The 16,401-nt window shown below is 43.3% G+C and carries 17 protein-coding genes; 12 read left to right on the top strand and 5 right to left on the bottom strand.

Annotated features, from left to right (window positions below):
• Positions 1-14: 14 nt before the first annotated feature.
• The 6 genes from ERJ70_RS05605 to ERJ70_RS05630 all read left to right on the top strand — a co-directional run bounded on the left by ERJ70_RS05605 (position 15) and on the right by ERJ70_RS05630 (position 6,842).
• On the top strand, positions 15-914 hold the full coding sequence (locus ERJ70_RS05605; protein WP_209367775.1) for an ABC transporter permease: 900 nt from the start codon (positions 15-17) through the stop codon (positions 912-914).
• Positions 915-1,017: 103 nt separating this feature from the next.
• Positions 1,018-2,844: an oligopeptide ABC transporter substrate-binding protein gene (gene opp4A / locus ERJ70_RS05610; RefSeq protein ID WP_209367776.1), complete on the top strand. Its 1,827-nt coding sequence runs from the start codon at positions 1,018-1,020 to the stop codon at positions 2,842-2,844.
• 229 nt (positions 2,845-3,073) lie between these two features.
• On the top strand, positions 3,074-3,622 hold the full coding sequence (locus ERJ70_RS05615; RefSeq protein WP_209369156.1) for a GNAT family N-acetyltransferase: 549 nt from the start codon (positions 3,074-3,076) through the stop codon (positions 3,620-3,622).
• A gap of 17 nt (positions 3,623-3,639) precedes the next feature.
• Positions 3,640-4,296: an HAD family hydrolase gene (locus ERJ70_RS05620; RefSeq protein ID WP_209367777.1), complete on the top strand. Its 657-nt coding sequence runs from the start codon at positions 3,640-3,642 to the stop codon at positions 4,294-4,296.
• 216 nt (positions 4,297-4,512) lie between these two features.
• Entirely contained in the window at positions 4,513-5,367 is an 855-nt protein-coding gene (locus tag ERJ70_RS05625; RefSeq protein ID WP_256439092.1) for a TetR/AcrR family transcriptional regulator, read from the top strand.
• Positions 5,367-6,842, top strand: a complete 1,476-nt coding sequence (locus ERJ70_RS05630; protein ID WP_209367779.1) for an MDR family MFS transporter — start codon at positions 5,367-5,369, stop codon at positions 6,840-6,842. Before ERJ70_RS05625 ends, ERJ70_RS05630 begins: the two co-directional genes overlap by 1 nt.
• Positions 6,843-7,064: 222 nt before the next feature.
• Here the strand turns inward: ERJ70_RS05630 and ERJ70_RS05635 are convergent, their stop codons facing one another.
• The gene (locus ERJ70_RS05635) at positions 7,065-7,283 is read right to left on the bottom strand and encodes a Spo0E family sporulation regulatory protein-aspartic acid phosphatase (protein ID WP_209367780.1); all 219 of its coding nucleotides are present in this window, start codon (positions 7,281-7,283) and stop codon (positions 7,065-7,067) included.
• A 401-nt stretch (positions 7,284-7,684) separates the two neighbouring features.
• Positions 7,685-7,837 (bottom strand): aspartyl-phosphate phosphatase Spo0E family protein, encoded by a 153-nt coding sequence (locus ERJ70_RS05640; protein ID WP_209367781.1) that lies wholly within the window; start codon positions 7,835-7,837, stop codon positions 7,685-7,687.
• Between the two features lie 171 nt (positions 7,838-8,008).
• Here ERJ70_RS05640 and ERJ70_RS05645 point away from each other — a divergent pair, with 171 nt between their 5' ends.
• Entirely contained in the window at positions 8,009-8,398 is a 390-nt protein-coding gene (locus tag ERJ70_RS05645) for a hypothetical protein (protein WP_374099756.1), read from the top strand.
• Positions 8,399-8,528: 130 nt separating this feature from the next.
• Here ERJ70_RS05645 and ERJ70_RS05650 read toward each other — a convergent pair whose 3' ends face one another.
• The 3 genes from ERJ70_RS05650 to ERJ70_RS05660 all read right to left on the bottom strand — a co-directional run bounded on the left by ERJ70_RS05650 (position 8,529) and on the right by ERJ70_RS05660 (position 11,791).
• The gene (locus ERJ70_RS05650) at positions 8,529-9,812 is read right to left on the bottom strand and encodes an MFS transporter (RefSeq protein WP_209367782.1); all 1,284 of its coding nucleotides are present in this window, start codon (positions 9,810-9,812) and stop codon (positions 8,529-8,531) included.
• 296 nt (positions 9,813-10,108) lie between these two features.
• Positions 10,109-10,714 (bottom strand): TetR/AcrR family transcriptional regulator, encoded by a 606-nt coding sequence (locus tag ERJ70_RS05655; protein ID WP_209367783.1) that lies wholly within the window; start codon positions 10,712-10,714, stop codon positions 10,109-10,111.
• 339 nt (positions 10,715-11,053) lie between these two features.
• Complete coding sequence (locus ERJ70_RS05660) at positions 11,054-11,791, bottom strand: DUF5694 domain-containing protein (RefSeq protein WP_245208127.1); 738 nt, start codon at positions 11,789-11,791, stop codon at positions 11,054-11,056.
• A 184-nt stretch (positions 11,792-11,975) separates the two neighbouring features.
• Here ERJ70_RS05660 and ERJ70_RS05665 point away from each other — a divergent pair, with 184 nt between their 5' ends.
• The 5 genes from ERJ70_RS05665 to ERJ70_RS05685 all read left to right on the top strand — a co-directional run bounded on the left by ERJ70_RS05665 (position 11,976) and on the right by ERJ70_RS05685 (position 15,671).
• Positions 11,976-12,128, top strand: coding sequence for a small acid-soluble spore protein P (locus tag ERJ70_RS05665; protein WP_209367784.1), 153 nt, complete (start codon positions 11,976-11,978; stop codon positions 12,126-12,128).
• 335 nt (positions 12,129-12,463) lie between these two features.
• Complete coding sequence (locus ERJ70_RS05670; RefSeq protein WP_209367785.1) at positions 12,464-13,417, top strand: bifunctional riboflavin kinase/FAD synthetase; 954 nt, start codon at positions 12,464-12,466, stop codon at positions 13,415-13,417.
• 36 nt (positions 13,418-13,453) lie between these two features.
• Positions 13,454-13,702, top strand: a complete 249-nt coding sequence (locus tag ERJ70_RS05675) for a YuzB family protein (RefSeq protein ID WP_209367787.1) — start codon at positions 13,454-13,456, stop codon at positions 13,700-13,702.
• Positions 13,703-13,793: 91 nt separating this feature from the next.
• Positions 13,794-14,288 (top strand): DUF1189 family protein, encoded by a 495-nt coding sequence (locus tag ERJ70_RS05680; RefSeq protein ID WP_209367789.1) that lies wholly within the window; start codon positions 13,794-13,796, stop codon positions 14,286-14,288.
• 141 nt (positions 14,289-14,429) lie between these two features.
• Entirely contained in the window at positions 14,430-15,671 is a 1,242-nt protein-coding gene (locus ERJ70_RS05685; protein ID WP_209367790.1) for a dicarboxylate/amino acid:cation symporter, read from the top strand.
• Positions 15,672-16,401 lie beyond the last annotated feature (730 nt).

Below are 16,401 nucleotides of genomic sequence, written 5' to 3' on the forward strand. Positions count from 1 at the left end.
AAGAGGTGATACACATGGCTGAATTACAGGCTGGCGCCACTGGTAGGCAGGAAAAAAGCCCTTCCGCATTAAAAATTATGTGGAGAGAATTGGCCAGGGACAAGGTCGCATTGATATCTTTCATTTTCTTGCTGATGGTAACAGTTTTTGTATATGGCATCTCCTTGTTTTTGAATCAGGATGAAATCGTGGCAGTCGACTTGTTTGAAATTCATCAGCCTCCAACCGGAGAATTTTGGCTGGGCACTGATTATGGTGGCAGGGATGTGTTTGGCCAATTGATTATCGGTACGCGCAATTCTCTGTCTATCGGTATTCTGGTCACCTTGATGACCGGTATCATCGGCGTACTATATGGGTTGATTTCCGGTTACTTTGGCGGAACGGTTGATAACATCATGATGCGGATTGTTGACTTCTTTCTTATCCTCCCCTTTTTGATGATTGTCATTGTATTTTTGGCCATTGTTCCAAAATATGATATTTTTTCGTTTTCTTTGATTATGACGTCCTTTTTGTGGATGGGGATTGCCAGGTTGATCCGATCCAAAGCTTTGCAGGAACGGGAGTTGGATTATGCACAGGCATCCAAATCGCTGGGAACTCCGGAATGGAAAATCATGTTTTCGCAGGTCCTGCCAAATTTAAGTTCTTTGATTATCGTTACCATGACGTTGAATTTAGCTGCGAATATTGGTTTGGAGTCCGGGCTGTCTTTTTTAGGATTCGGATTTCCGGAAAGCACGCCAAGTCTTGGCACTTTGCTTGGTTATGCAAGGAACCCGCAAACCTTGGAGTTCAGATGGTGGATTTGGGTTCCTGCAGCAGTGTTGATTTTTGTTCTAATGTTAAGCGTACGCAATGTCGGAGAAGCACTGAAGCGTGCTTCCGACTCAAGGCAGAGGAGAGGATGAAGGACGTTCAATTGATACTCACATCAATAATCTTGTTATTGATGATGTGTATAGATAGTCAGTTCACTAGTGCTGACACACCATTTTAAGGGGAGGAAATTAGATGAGAAAAAAACATTATGGCAAGCTGTTGTTCTTGTTGATGCTGGCCTTTCTGTTCTTCGTTTTGGCGGCGTGCAGTGACGAGGATGCAGGAGCGGAAGTCGAAGGAAAAGACGATGCGGAGAAGGGTGAGTCTGCACAGGACGAGGTTTTCTCGATTGATGATTTTGAACAAATCAAGACCAATCAAGGAGAGGCAATCGAAGGTGGAACGCTTAACTTCGGCTTGGTTTCCGATACCGCTTTTGAAGGTACATTGAACTTTAATTTTTACTCCGGAAATCCAGACGCACAGGTGATTAGCTGGTTCGATGAATCGTTGTTGGACGTAGATGAAAATTATGCCTATACGAATGATGGAGCTGCAACGCTTGATGTAGACCGGGAAGCAAAGACAATCACATTCAAAATCCGTGATAATGTCAACTGGCATGATGGCGAGCCTGTGACAGCTGAAGACTGGCAGTTTGCCTATGAGGTGATAGGCCACCCGGACTACGACGGAATTCGTTATGGATCGGATTTTACGATTATCAAAGGCATGGAAGCCTACCATAATGGAAAAGCAGATACGATATCCGGAATTGAGGTCATCGATGAGAAAACGATGAAAATAACGTATGACACCTTTACCCCGTCGCTTTTGTCGAGCGGAATTTGGTCCTATGCGATGCCAAAACATATCTTTAAAGATATTCCGGTTGCAGACATGTCTTCCTCCCCGGAAGTACGTGAACACCCAATCGGGATGGGGCCGTTTAAAGTAGATTCTATTGTACCCGGTGAATCCGTGACGTTCGTGAAAAACGAAGATTACTGGCGGGGAGAACCGAATCTCGACGGGGTTACGCTAAAAGTAATCAACCCGAATGTAGTCGTGCAGGCACTGGAAAATGGAGAAGTGGATTTGGTGGATAGTTTTCCAACCGATCAATATCCGGAAAATGCGGATATGTCCAACGTAGAGTTTGTCGGTGACGTGGATCTTGCTTATACGTATATCGGATTTAAATTAGGGAAGTGGGATGCAGACGCCGGTGAGGTGGTCCCAGATCCGGACGCAAAAATGGCAGACGTTGATCTTAGAAGAGCCATGTGGCATGCCGTAGACAATGATGCGGTCGGCAAGAAGTTTTACAATGGTCTTCGCTGGAACGCCAGTACACTCATTCCGCCTTCCCATCCTGACTACCATGATGATAGTATCGAAGCACCAACTTACGATCCTGACAAGGCGAATCAGCTTTTGGATGATGCTGGCTATGAAGATGTCAATGGTGATGGTATCCGCGAGGACAAAGATGGCAATGAACTTGTGATCAATTTTGCTTCGATGTCAGGCGGTGACACTGCAGAACCGTTGGCTCAATACTATATCCAGGCGTGGGAAGCAGTAGGTTTGAAAGTTGAGTTGCTTGATGGACGCTTACAGGAATTCAATACTTTCTATGACCGTGTGGAAGCGGATGATCCGGAAATCGACATTTATCAGGGTGCATGGTCTGTAGGGTATGATGTCAATCCGGCTGGTTTATACGGAAGGGATGCCGCTTTTAATTACACCCGTTATGCAAGTGAAGAAAACGACGCATTGCTGCAGGAAGGTGTATCGGAAAAAGCATTCGACGAGGCATATCGTCAGGATGTCTACAGTAAATGGCAGGAGCTGATGGTGGAAGAAATTCCAGTATTCCCGACCGTTTACCGGGCAGTGATCATTCCGGTGAACAACCGGGTGCAAAACTATGCTGTCGACTTCAAAGAAGGTGTCGGCATCTATCGTTACCAACTAGCGGTAACCCAGGAAGAGGCAGTAACTGCTGAATAATTCATGAAGCTAGAAGTGCTGGGATAAAAGAACAGTGACCAAAGCAAAAACCGAACGAATTCGAAGTTTTATTTCGAATCATCGTTCGGTTTTTCTAGTAGCATGAAAAATGAGGAGATTGTCGACGAAGTTAAATGGATTAGGATATAGTATATGTAACGAAGGTGAAGACAAATTTTAAAGCGAATCCAAAAGGAGGGAGCCCATGCTTCATAATGAGGAAAAACTGTTGCTGGAAGGCAAGGACATTTATTTGCGCCCGTTCGAAAAGGGTGATGCTGCTCAAACACTTCAGCTGCAAAAAAGGAACAAGGAATTTTTTGAACGGTTTTCGATGACTCGAAGTGAAGCTTATTATACCTTGTCTACTCAACAGAAGTTAATGGAATCGTTTCGTGCGAAAAGAGAGGCAGATGAAGCGTATCACTTTGGAATCTACCAAAAGAGTGACCACCAGCTGGTAGGGAACATTCAGTTGTTACAGGTTGTGCGCGGTTCTTTGCAAAGTTCATTTATCGGTTATTTCGTTGATGAGAGCCACAATGGAAAAGGGTATGCCTCCGAAGCAGTAAAGCAAATAACTTCCTATGCATTTAATGGATTAAAATTACACCGAATTGAAGCCGGGGTCATGCCGCACAACAAAGGATCAATACGGGTGTTGGAGAAGGCGGGTTTTCACCGGGAAGGAATAGCCAGAAAAAATGTGTTCATTAACGGGAAATGGGAAGATCATCAAGTATTGGCTCTTCTTAACCCCGCTGATTCGGTTTCCTGACATGGAGGAGGTGCAATATGATACAGGCTGTTCTGTTTGATCTGGATGGCACCATGCTGGATCGTGAAAGGAGCATCCGGTTATTCATCCAAGGTCAGTATGACCGGATGGAGAACTATTTAAGAGATGTGGATAAAACAGATTTTATCGAAGCTTTTTTGAAATTAGACGCCGGCGGATATGTTTGGAAAGACAGGGTGTATCAGCAGCTGGTCAGTAAATTTTCAATTCGCTCTGTTTCCTGGCAGGAATTGCTGGATGATTACATAAGCCAATTTAGACACAGTTGTATCCCTTTTCCCAACCTTAAAGTAGTCCTGGAAACCTTGAGATACAAGCGGTTAAAGTTAGGAGTCATCACAAACGGCCGTTATCCTTTTCAACTGGATGCAATCAAGGCGCTCGGTATCGAACGATATTTTGATTTGCTGTTAATTTCTGAAAAAGAAGGAATCGGGAAACCGGATCCAGCTATTTTTCATAGAGCTTCAAAGCAGCTGAACGTTCCGCTGGATAAATGTTTATTTGTCGGTGACCATCCGGAAAAGGATATGGAAGCGGCAGGAAAAGCAGGGATGGTTACTGTTTGGAAGAAAACGACAGGCTATAAAGCGGAAAAAGCGGACTATACCATTCGCCGTTTAGAAGAATTACTTGAGTTAGAAGTTGTTTAACGATGGCAACCATGGAAAAGAGGTAGGAACAGGAGAAGAGATGCTCTCCCCTTGTTCCTATTTTTTATCTCAATAGACCAATTGGTTTTGTTGACAAAAAGCGTGATGTATCATAAGATAATCCTCATGATTAAATGACCAGTTGGTACTAAAAAGTAACCGCTTGGTTTTGGGGGGAGACAGATCAGTAAAAAGCAGGTTTTAAAAGAAGCGGCAATTCGACTATTCGCGGAAAAAGGCTACCATATGACCTCCATACAGGAAATCGCTCTAGAGACGGGGGTTTCCAAGGGAGCTTTTTACAAACATTTTGCCAGTAAAGAAGCGTTACTAATTGAATTGGTTAAGGACTGCCACAATAAAATGTTTCTAAAAGCCCATTCTGTTCAAGTTGACGGGGCATTGACCGGAAAGGAATTACTACAAAAGCGAATAGAAATTGAGCTCGAACAAACTCGGAAAAACAGTTCGATTCTCTTTACCTTGTTCAAAGAATTCCCTCCTGGAGAGTCGAATGAAATTTCTCAAATGATGAAAGAGTTCCATATGAAATTAATTCAGTGGCATAAACAATGTCTAATCGAGGCATTTGGAGACAGCGATGCGATCTGGGATATCGTCGTGATGTTCGAGGGGATATTGAAAGAGTATATATCGCTGCTGGTATTCAAGCAGACCCAAGTACCAGTGGGCCGATTGGCTCATTTACTGACAGATGTTTTAGAATCTATGATTAATCGAGCAAAAAATCTGGAACCTATTCTCAACGAAGAGACGGTGTTACCGGACAAACAGAATGATAATCCTGCCATCCTGAAACAACAGCTGCATAAACTAATGGAGTCTGTCAGACAAGAGGCTGAAACACTTCTAGTACCGGACAAAATGAAGAACGATACATTAGCGGCTCTGAATCATCTTTCAGAGGAAATACAAAAAGACAAACCGCAGATATACTTGCTTGATGCATTAATTGATTATTTAAAACAGCAGGATTGTTTAGTAAGCAGTATTCTGCAAATCGAGCACACACTAAACAGATTATTGAGGGAAGAAGGAGAAGATAGATAATGGCAGAAGAAAACCAACAAACAAGCCAGCCTGATATAAAAATCGGTCCGATGCTAGCCGTCATGTTAATCGGTGCATTCGTCGGTTTATTGAATGAAACTTTGCTGGCAACCGCATTGCCATCCATCATGGCTGATTTTGGTATTACAGAAAATAAAGTGCAATGGCTGACCACAGCTTTTCTACTGACGAACGGGGTGATGATCCCGATTTCCGCTTTTTTAATTGAACGATTTACGACAAGGAAGTTGTTCATGACTGCTTTCAGTATTTTTGGGTTAGGTACATTGATCAGTTCACTGTCCCACGTATTTCCTTTACTACTAACGGGCCGGGTTATCCAGGCTGCAGGATCGGGAATCATGCTCCCGTTGATGATGACCGTCATTTTAACCGTGATCCCGAGAGAAAGGCGTGGTGCGGTTATGGGAATGGCGGGAATCGTCATCTCGTTTGCCCCGGCAATCGGACCGACGCTGTCCGGATGGCTATTAGAATACTTTTCATGGAGGGCGCTGTTCTATATTGTGCTGCCCATCGTGATTTTGACCATTGTGTTTGCTTACTTTTCAATGAGGAATGTCACTAGATTAACCAAGCCCAAGATCGATATTTTGTCGATTATCATGTCATCATTCGGTTTCGGCGGATTGTTGTATGGATTCAGCAGCGCTGGGGAAGATGGCTGGAGCAGCTCCAAAGTACTTGTTTGCTTGATCGGCGGTGCTATTATCCTGGCATTATTCATATGGCGCCAGCTAAAACTGGCTACACCGCTGTTGCAATTCAAAGTATTTAAATTCAACATTTTCAGCCTATCCCTAATCATAACCATGATCGTATTGATGTCGATGATCGGTGCAGAAACATTGCTGCCGCTATACATGCAGAATTTACGTGGTTTTACACCACTTGAGTCCGGCCTGATGTTGCTACCGGGTGCGATTGTAATGGGAATCATGTCGCCGATTACAGGGATGATGTTCGATAAGTTTGGAGCGCGCTGGCTAGCGGTGCCTGGTTTGGCTATAGTTGCAGTCACAACCTATATATTCACGAACTTGTCGATGGACACCTCGTTTACCATGCTTGCTATTGTGTATGCTGTTCGTATGTTCGGTTTGGCGTTAGCCATGATGCCGGTTATGACAGCCGGACTAAACCAAATTCCAGATGAATGGAATGCCCACGGTTCAGCCATGGCGAACACAATGCAACAGGTGTCCGCATCGATTGGCACAGCTATCCTTATCACCGTGATGACAACTGCTGCCAAAAACTATCAGCCGGATATGTCTTCACTGGCAGGACTATCCCAGGCGGATGCGAAGCAGCAGGTAGCCAATAGTGCGCTGTTGCATGGCTATAATAGCGCCTTTTTGTTTGCTTCCATCCTTGCTTTGGCCGGGATGCTGCTCGCACTGTTTTTAAATACGAAAAAAACTGACGAGAAAACGACGACAGTAGAAGAATAGCAGTAGCGGCATACTTCTGGTAATCCAGAGGTATGCCGTTTTTTTAAAAGATAAGAAAGTATAAATTTCAGAGATGTCTAGCTCCAGCACCTACCCCCTCGAGGTCTTAAGTCCACCCTCTGTGTGGCAAAAAGCTTTACAGGAAAAGTAGAAGAAAGGATAACTCGATACAGCATAACGAATAATGTCGGTTCCCACATTTTTTCGCTGAAGATTTCAGGTTTACGAGTTTTCTTTATCTGCTCTTTTTCCTGAAGACTGCCGGAATGGACTGCAGCCGTATCGACTTCCATACTTTTCCTTTCGCCAGCGGACCACTACCTCGTGCATCTCATTGGTAAGGCGAAGCAATTCCTCATCTGACAAACTGTGCGATTTTTCATAAACTACATACATTTCCCTTCTTAGCTGCTCCATCTTTTTTTCTAGCTGTTTCAACATATTACTTCTCTACTTTCTTATGTAGATTGATTCATTACCACCATGCTTTTCAACAATAGCTGATCATTTTTCCTCAGAGACTTTTCGTAGAACCTTGTGTCTTGAGATGAAAAATTGGAAGGACTTTTGTTTGTAAAGCAATTTTATTTTCCACTCTGTACAGCAGTATCGCTTATGGGAAGCTGGTAAGAAAAAAGTTGTTATCTGACATTGTATTATCAAGGAAAGTTCACTCCTATTCAAGGGAACGTGTGTTCTTATTGTATAAGAACAACAGTGAATAGGCAAGCATACGATAGATGTATTTTAAAATGAAGTATAAAACGAAAGTAGACAGGATGTGGGACGATGTGAATCTTGAGGATGATACAGGGTCTGGGAAGTACCGAACGAAAACCGATTTAGTGAATTGATTTTGTTTTTTGGAATTCATTGAGCAGCTTATCCAGTGCCTGGGAAATTTTTAGGACTTCATTCCCGTCCGGCTCACTGCTATAGGCTTTATACATCTTCAATCTTAATTGTTCTATCTCTCTTTCTAGATCTTTTTTCATAAATTATACCCTACCTTATCTATGATTCTATTGAAATAGTATCTTTTTTTTCGAATTAATTCAATTAAAAGTAGTACCTTTTTCACAAAAATTCCTTTATTTGGATACAGAAACGAAAATTAGACGGATGACATACAATGAGATGTAACCATAGGGAAGGAGGTTCAGAATATGTATCATCCATGGCAGATGCCTTCAAATCCCCCATCTGATTGGTGGGAAAGGGGACAAATGGATACGCAGCCAGGTACTCCTGGTATTCCGTCATTTCCGCCACCGACGCAACCGCCAGGAGGTTCTCCGCAGGCAGGACCCCCGACCAGTCCGCCGCCATCAGTAGTGCCGCAGCAACCACCATATCAAACCTATGCGGTCGATCCAGGAGGAATCCGCGGCTGTTTGTTCCGTTTCACCTATGTTTGGCTGGAAGGATTTGAATCCTTCTGGTATTATCCAACCTTTGTCGGTCGCCGAAGCATAGCGGGTTACCGCTGGACTGGATTCCGGTGGGTTTACTTCGGAATTGATTTGAATCGGATTGAATCGTTTCAATGCTATTGAGGAAGAGTCCCCAAATAAGGGCCGGTAAGAAGAAGCATCCTTCTCCGGCTTTTTTCTGATTTTAAAAAATTCGATGATCGCTTCCTGTATAAGAGGGTGGAATGTATTTTTGAAAATATTTTAAAGCGGTTCAGGAACTGATTTGTGATGCAGCAGATCGGGTTTTCTCTGATGCGTTTCTTCCAGTCAATCGACTGAAAATGACAATAGTGACTGTTCCCATCAAAAGAAATGCAACCGTTAAGACAGAAGTTGACAGGAAGCTGCTGAGAAAAATAAACAAACCAGCAATCACAGCTCCAAGAATTGTCATTAATCCAAATACGGCCATGTATGTACTTCTGGCATGGTCTGGTACCATATTGGCCAGCATTGTCTGTTTTACTGGAATGTGCAGCAATTCGCCCAAAGTAGCAAAGAACATGGCGGCAATCAGCACAATGGCTGAATCGTGAAAGCTGAGCACGGTGTAACCAAGGAAGTAAAGCACGAGTCCTCCAAGTAAAACAAAACGATCGTTCAGCCTTCTTAATAAGTAGGATACGACAACGGTCAAACATACAACCAAAATAGTATTTTCAGCTTTCAAAATCCCTAGTAAATTGATCCCATCTGCTTGAAACGGCAATAATGGGACCAACTGTCTCGCTTCGGGGATGTCGTCTGCCAGACGAAGCCCGATGTAATTAGTCAATTGTTCCTCTGTCGCGACGATAAGCAAATTTGCTAAAGTGAATACCGCAAAAGTTTTGTGCCTTAAGACGCTGAAATAGGTTCTGACTCCATTGCCCAAACTTTTTTGAGGTACTGTAGCTTTCTTAGATTCGCTGGTTGCTTCGGATTGAAACGATTCCTTGATAAAAAATATAGTCATTACGAGCGAAGTCATGGTGGCGGCTGCAACCCCCAAAAACAGAAGGAAATAATGGTCCATAAATAGGAAGGCACCCGTAATCCCGCCGATCGATATGGCAAGGTTTTGCAGCCAATAAGAAAATGTGTACACTGCTTTTCGGTTTTCTGGAGTGCTTTCATCGATGATCATCGCTTGGTAGGCAGGGGTTGCTGATCCGAGAAAAAAATGAATGACGACAAATAGAACAAAGGTGAAGTAGGGAAGGCTCAGCCAGGGGGAGTTGACTGCTGCGACAAATAGAAAGCCGCCTAGCACGATTGCTTCAGAACAGACTATTACAGGCTTTCTTCCCTTCTTATCTGCTATGTATCCTCCGGTAAAGGAACCGGCGATATTAGCTGCCATTACGCTCAAAAACATAAAGCCCGTAATCATCGTTCCCAGCATACTGGAGAAAAAAACGACTAGATAAGGAGTAACGGCAGCGTTAGCTGTTGTGGTGATAAATTGAAGGACTAATCGAATTTGGATGGTTCGGGAAAAAGTAAAAAAATTCATGTTTCTATCTCCTTTTTTGATTGATTAATCAATCATTTTTGCTGTATAGGAAATGATAAATTTAACTGTCTGTGGATCATTATTGGCTGAAACAGCCACGTCCAGCTCTAGCGCCTACCCCCTCGAGGTCTTAAGCCCACCCTCTGTGTGGCAAAAAGCGCCACGCCGAGGCTGTTCTTAAGCTTGTCGGAGGCCCAAACGATGTGGGTCATGCAGGCGTTGCCACAGGACGTGGCGGCCCTAGTCTGTACGCCTTTAAACAGGCGCTTGCGCATTTGTTCATGCGAACCGTTATCCTATGGAATGTTCGGTCCAAATAACTGCATGGCAACCGGCGAAAAGTCAGACCAAATATCATGATCAGGCTGATCGGCCAAATTTAGCCTGATTCCCATCAGAAAGGAAGTGTAGGCAATAGAACAGGTGAGAGGATCTATCTCACTGCGAAGCTGGCCACTGTTTTGACCTTGTGCAACCAAGTCTGCAATTTTATAACGGAAGGTATAATAAAATTGATCAAGCTCTTTAAATTGGCGTTCGAATCGTTGGGGCTGTCCGATTACCTGGGTAACAAGCCGCAAGTAAGTACCGACACTGGCAAATAAGCGGATATGCTTATCGATCATGGTTTCTAATTCCTTGTATGGGTCTTCTGCATTTGGATTGAAGTCCATTAACAGAGGGGAAAGTTCTTTCAGACGCTCTACAACTGCATGATGAAATAACGCTTCTTTGTTTTCAAAATACGTAAATACGCTGCCGAAGCTTACTCCGGAAGCTTTTGCAACCTTGGAAATAGTGGTGTCATTATAACCGTGTTCTGAAAACAAGATAATCGCCTGTTCCAAAATTTTATCTCTTTTTGCATTCATTTTTTCGATTTGATTAGCTGAAAGTGGCATGTACATCTCCTTACTAACAATTGATTGATCAATCAATTGTTAGTATATAACAAAGATATAATAGTTGTAAACGTATTTTTTTCACAAAATCCTATGTGTCCTAATAAACCGCGAAATAAGTTTTTCATGACTTTTTAGCATCTTTACAGGAACATGCTAATTAGGCGCGCGGAAAAATACAAGCTTTCCGTAATGGACGCTATAGCAAGGAGACTCCATGAATCAGCTTCTTCACTCCCTTGGGACTGCGGTTACTTTCCCCACCGAAAACATTTGATTCGGGGAAGCCAGCAACGTAGCCTTTCTTGAAGATAGCTATGAACATAGATAAATTTGTTTTTAGAAAGTCAGATAGTCGAGGGCGGGAATAACGTCAAATTGTCCGCTCTCCTGCAAAAATCGGGTGAGTAAATGGATGTGCCCTGCTCCGATTATCAATAGTGTCCGATCCCCAGCAGCAGTTATTTCAGCAAGATTCGCGTAAAGGATTAGATTTCTTTGGTACCACCACCTTAGCCAGTCAATGCCAACATAGTTTTCTTCCTTCCCAATACGGGCTACAGCCATATTCATTTCATGATCAAGTGTGCTTCGTACCTCCATGTTACAAGCCATGATCAATTCAACTATATTGGTCGTAGCGGAATAGGTGTTGATTTGCGGTTGGTAATGCTCCGTAATTAATTCGTACATTTCCGGCTGTTCTGTTTTCGCCCAGTTTATTGCCTGACCAATTCCGATATTTCCGAGCGATTCCATCCAATCGACCGCATACACCTGATGATGATTCAATTCGTCTGCACACCGGAAACCGAATTGATGAATTTCGTTTACTTCAAGTGAAAATTTCCCGTTTCTGTATTGCTGAAAGTCATGGTTCAGGGTATTGTGATGCTTTTTTTCGACTTCTAAGGCAATTTTCGTCGGTTGAAATTCTTTTAAGCAGTCGACCACCTTTTTAATATCCTGCTTGTTTTGCTCCGTTAAAGTTCCGTCCATTTGATAACGAAATAAGTCTGGGGTGTAGCGCATATGGAAAGTGCCAAAGACCATTATTTGAGGTTTTGCGTTACTCAATTTCCTTCGTTCCCCTTTCTTATGGTTTTTCTGTTTAGACAAGTTGGTGTATATAGGTCATGATACCTGAATACTCCAAAAAAAGGAATGCTTATTCGGCTTATAATGGAAAGCACGCTTCATTTGGAATAAGGAGGATGGGTTAATTAGAAACTATCGATAATTACAGAAAGGAGGACATTAAATGTCAGGTAGACGTGAAGGCCCAAAACAACAAAAGCAGCCCAACCTGCCGAAAAGTCCAAGTCAGCCTTATGGAGAACCATTAAGCGGGTCCCATCAAGTGAAAAATCAAAACCATTCTCGTCAGAAACGAAAATCTTCTCATGATTTATAGAAAAAGGCAGCCGTCCGGGCTGCTTTTTTTCTGTATCTCAGAAAAATGAAAAATCGGCTAAAATATCCAGCAATGGAGTACTACTATATAGCCGTATCCGTCAAAGGTACGCCAATCGACGAGTTTTCTGTACAAAAGTGCTTGGCACTTTACAGTTTAGCGGTTTTATCTAGTATAATGGGGATGTCTGGGATTTTGTCAGAACAAAAAACTGGACGATGGGTAGAAAAGCAAACAAGGAAATCTGTTTTGCCCGTGCAGGGTATTTGATAAATAGAGGAATTCGAATGGCTGTCGAGGACAGCGAGAATCAGCAAATAGGGAGCTAATAAGGAATGGAGATTATTCAAATTCAAGACGCGCCTCCAGCGAATAACGAGCCAATCATTTTATGTATCGGAAAATTTGATGGTGTCCACCTCGGTCACCAGTCGATATTACGGCAAGCCGGGCGCTTGAAAGAAACCGGACAGTCATTAGCGGTCATGACCTTCCACCCGCATCCCCTGTGGGCATTAAAGCGTGATGAACGATATAGACAATGTGTGACACCGAGCAGGGAGAAATACCGCCAGCTGGAACGTCTTGGTGTCAGCAAAGTATATGAAATCGAATTTACGGAAAAATACGCAGAGACGACCCCTGAAACATTTGTTTATCAGCATCTATCCTTGCTGAATATTAAAGGGATTGTAGTAGGGGAAGGGTTCAATTTTGGCAAAGGCCGTAAATCGGATACCGACCTTTTGACAGATTTATCAGCTGATATCGGAATTCCGGTAACAATAGCGCCGTTAATGACAATTGGCGGTCAGAAAATCAGCAGTACGGATATCAGGGCCTCCATCCGAGAGGGCCAGTTTGAAAAAGTTAACACATTGCTTGGCAGAAACTATTCCGTAAACGGAAAAGTAGTGGAAGGGGATGCGCTTGGCAGGAAGCTTGGCTTTCCGACCGCTAACTTGGCACCGGATGGCGATTATGAGTTGCCGGGAAGCGGTGTATATCTAGGAAGCGTCGAGATAGCCACAGAGAACGACATGGCGGGCGAATGCTGGTATGCACTAATCAATGCAGGTTACCGACCAACGGTAAATGGGAAAGATTATCTGATTGAAGCCTATTTATTGGATTTCTCTGGCGACCTCTACGGCAAATCGATGAAGGTGTCGTTCATTCAAAAAATGCGTGAAGAAGAAAACTTTGCTTCCCTTGATGAATTAATCAAGCAAATGAACAAAGACAAAGAAGAGGCGCGCGTGAAACTTGGACTAAATAATCACTCCTGAAAAAGCCGAAGTTTGCGGCAGAGAGAGGGGCTGACAATGGGAATAGTGGTTGTCGAAATTTGCGACGCCAGTTTGATCAATGAAGTGGATGTTGAACAAATTTTGGAATCGGAGTATTCGGAAGTTTCGGTAGTGAAATACGATTGCTTGTCCTTTTGCGGACTTTGCCGGGTACGTCCCTATGCCATGGTAAATGGGACCCGCGTGTTCGGCAAGACTGCAGAAGAGTGTCTGAAAGCAATCCGGAGCCAAATCGACGAAGAACTGGCTTTTTATATGGATTAAACTGGACAAAATACGTCTCCGACTAGCTTCAGCTGTGCTATAATAAAGATCGTTCCGATTTTGGGAGAGCTGGCTGCAGGAGTTGAAGAACGTGGAATTGATAAAAATATTCAAACACAGCATTGCATTGCCGAAAAAGCAGGCTGTGTTCTGGCTTAACAGAGTAAGCATGCGCGATACCTTGGTATATATTTTCTTGTTGATATTTGTTTTATATTTACCGGAAGGCTATGCTTTGGCCTTTCAGAAAAACCTTTTATTGGACAGTGATTTGCGGAGTGTATTCATCCTGCAGAGCATTACTTTTTATCCGATGTATGTCATTTTCACCGGATTGGTGGTCATTTCTGCCCTGGCTGCTGGCGCTCTGCTAATGGCACGTTTGCTGCACAGGAAGCTTGCTTTCCAGCATCTCTGGAAAATGACAGCCTTTGCTTTGACATTGCCGCTTATTATTTATACTGCGATAAAATTGACAGGCTGGGGAAATGGTTACCTTGTTTTGCTGTTGCTTGTCGGTCTTTATTTGATTCTATACAAAATGATTACCGTTTATCCAAAAAGAAAAAAGCAATCAAGTCGATGAGTTATCCAAAACCTTTATCATTTGTATTTACGAATGGTAAAGGTTTTTTAAATTGTAAAAATATTTTTGAAATATTCGGATAATTACAAGGTCGTGTGCATAACTTTAAAGAAAGCGCTTTCATTAAAAGGAGGAGATAGCATGAGGTTGACTACCAAGATTTTTATTGGCCTGTTGCTCGGTGCTGTAGTAGGACTTATTTTGCATTTTTCTGCGCCGAGCTTGTTTGAAACACTTGATAATTATGTATTCAGCTTACTCGGTACCCTGTTCTTAAATTTAATCAAAATGCTTGTCGTTCCGATTGTGTTTTTTTCCATTGTTCTCGGTACTGCTTCATTAGGGGATCCCAAAAAACTTGGCCGTATAGGCGGCAAGACCGTGGCGTTTTTCCTGGCGACCACGACGATTGCCATTACCATTGCTTTGGTTCTCGCTTATTTGTTCCAGCCTGGTAAAACAGGTATCGATACAACAGGCGCCACTTTCGAAAGCAGGGAAGCACCGACCGTAGTGGAAACTTTCACGAATATTATCCCGGTTAATCCTATCCAATCGTTGGCTGAAGGAAACATGCTGCAAATTATCGCTTTTTCGATATTTGTTGGATTTGCACTGGCGATGCTTGGTAAAAAGACCGAAGGGGTATTGCGTTTAATGGAGCAAGGCAACGATATTATGATGTTTTTGGTTAACTTAATCATGCGTTTCGCACCATACGGTGCCTTCGGTTTATTGGCCTCAGCTATTGGGACAATGGGATTGGATGGAGCTAAAGCAATGGCCTCGTATATGTTGGTAGTCCTTGCAGGTCTTGTGATTCATGCGGTCATTACCTACGGTACAGCTGTATCTTTATTAGGAAAAATGAATCCAGTCCATTTCTTAAAAGGATTTTTCCCAGCTATGACGGTAGGCTTCAGTACTTCTAGCAGCAGTGCCACACTGCCGGTGTCGATGAAAACGGCACAGGAGAATTTGAATGTCCCCAAATCGATTAGCAGCTTTGTACAGCCGCTGGGTTCCACCATCAACATGGACGGGACGGCAATCATGCAAGGGGTCGCAACGGTGTTCATCGCCCAGGTTTATGCTGTGGATCTTTCTTTTTCTCAATTGTTGATGGTCGTGTTGGTCGCTGTTCTGGCGAGTATTGGGACGGCTGGTGTACCAGGAGTCGGATTGATTATGCTTGCAATGGTATTGACCCAGGTATCGCTCCCTGTCGAAGGCATCGCTTTGATTATCGGTATCGATCGACTGCTTGATATGACAAGGACTGCCCTGAATGTGACGGGAGATGCGGCTTGTGCTGTTGTGGTGGCGGAGTCAGAAAAGAAACATCAGGATGGTGAGGAGAATCCTCAACAGCTGCATGCTTAAAAATTAATAGCAGATGTCTATACGGCAGAAAGATCCTGGGACAAAAGCATCGTGACCAAAATGAAAACCGAACGATACCCCCAATTCGTTCGGTTTTTTTGATGAGCAAAAAGCAAAACGTTCTATCCTATGAAAAGTGCTACTTCCCCCTCCGGCAAGGTACTTCGCTTTCCGCGGATCAGCTAACTTGGCAAAGAATACCGCTTTGCCAAGTGGATCTTCAGCTCGCGCTCACCCCGCTGGAGTCTGAGTACCTTGCCTCCGTTGGATGGAGATACCTTCTCTTCTGGTGTGATTTCCATTTTGCCTATTGCCGTTGCGAAAAGAAAGTGAAGCCGCATGGAAACCAGGAGTATTTCTTTATCTTTTTTATGCTATAAAGAATAAAGGAATCCCCAAGCCTTTCGTCTTCATCACTGTTTAGATACCTATCAGCCAATAGAAGAATACGGTTCTATTCATCTTGTCTTGATCACGTAGAAATCAGACCGCAAAAATGTAGCGAAGGCAAGATACGGAGACTCCTACGGGAACAGCACGAGCTGAAAATCCCGCAAGAAAGCGGTTGTTGCTTTCTGAGGAAGTGGAAGCCGTGCCCGTGGAACGCGTAGTATCTTGCCGTAGCGATTTGAAGCACACATCAAACAACAGGATAAAACGAGAATAACAAAAAAACCGAACGAATTTGATCGGCATTTAGAATTCGCTCGGTTTTTGCTTTAGTAGCCAT

The organism is Sediminibacillus dalangtanensis (genome assembly GCF_017792025.1).
Taxonomy (GTDB): Bacteria; Bacillota; Bacilli; order Bacillales; family Amphibacillaceae; genus Sediminibacillus; species Sediminibacillus dalangtanensis.

Excerpts from the sequence above, each read along its gene's own strand:
- ERJ70_RS05605 (WP_209367775.1), top strand. The coding sequence starts at position 15 with ATGGCTGAATTACAGGCTGGCGCCACTGGTAGGCAGGAAAAAAGCCCT.
- opp4A (WP_209367776.1), top strand. The coding sequence starts at position 1,018 with ATGAGAAAAAAACATTATGGCAAGCTGTTGTTCTTGTTGATGCTGGCC.
- ERJ70_RS05620 (WP_209367777.1), top strand. The coding sequence starts at position 3,640 with ATGATACAGGCTGTTCTGTTTGATCTGGATGGCACCATGCTGGATCGT.
- ERJ70_RS05630 (WP_209367779.1), top strand. The coding sequence starts at position 5,367 with ATGGCAGAAGAAAACCAACAAACAAGCCAGCCTGATATAAAAATCGGT.
- ERJ70_RS05635 (WP_209367780.1), bottom strand. The coding sequence starts at position 7,283 with ATGTTGAAACAGCTAGAAAAAAAGATGGAGCAGCTAAGAAGGGAAATG.
- ERJ70_RS05640 (WP_209367781.1), bottom strand. The coding sequence starts at position 7,837 with ATGAAAAAAGATCTAGAAAGAGAGATAGAACAATTAAGATTGAAGATG.
- ERJ70_RS05645 (WP_374099756.1), top strand. The coding sequence starts at position 8,009 with ATGTATCATCCATGGCAGATGCCTTCAAATCCCCCATCTGATTGGTGG.
- ERJ70_RS05650 (WP_209367782.1), bottom strand. The coding sequence starts at position 9,812 with ATGAATTTTTTTACTTTTTCCCGAACCATCCAAATTCGATTAGTCCTT.
- ERJ70_RS05655 (WP_209367783.1), bottom strand. The coding sequence starts at position 10,714 with ATGCCACTTTCAGCTAATCAAATCGAAAAAATGAATGCAAAAAGAGAT.
- ERJ70_RS05665 (WP_209367784.1), top strand. The coding sequence starts at position 11,976 with ATGTCAGGTAGACGTGAAGGCCCAAAACAACAAAAGCAGCCCAACCTG.
- ERJ70_RS05670 (WP_209367785.1), top strand. The coding sequence starts at position 12,464 with ATGGAGATTATTCAAATTCAAGACGCGCCTCCAGCGAATAACGAGCCA.
- ERJ70_RS05675 (WP_209367787.1), top strand. The coding sequence starts at position 13,454 with ATGGGAATAGTGGTTGTCGAAATTTGCGACGCCAGTTTGATCAATGAA.
- ERJ70_RS05685 (WP_209367790.1), top strand. The coding sequence starts at position 14,430 with ATGAGGTTGACTACCAAGATTTTTATTGGCCTGTTGCTCGGTGCTGTA.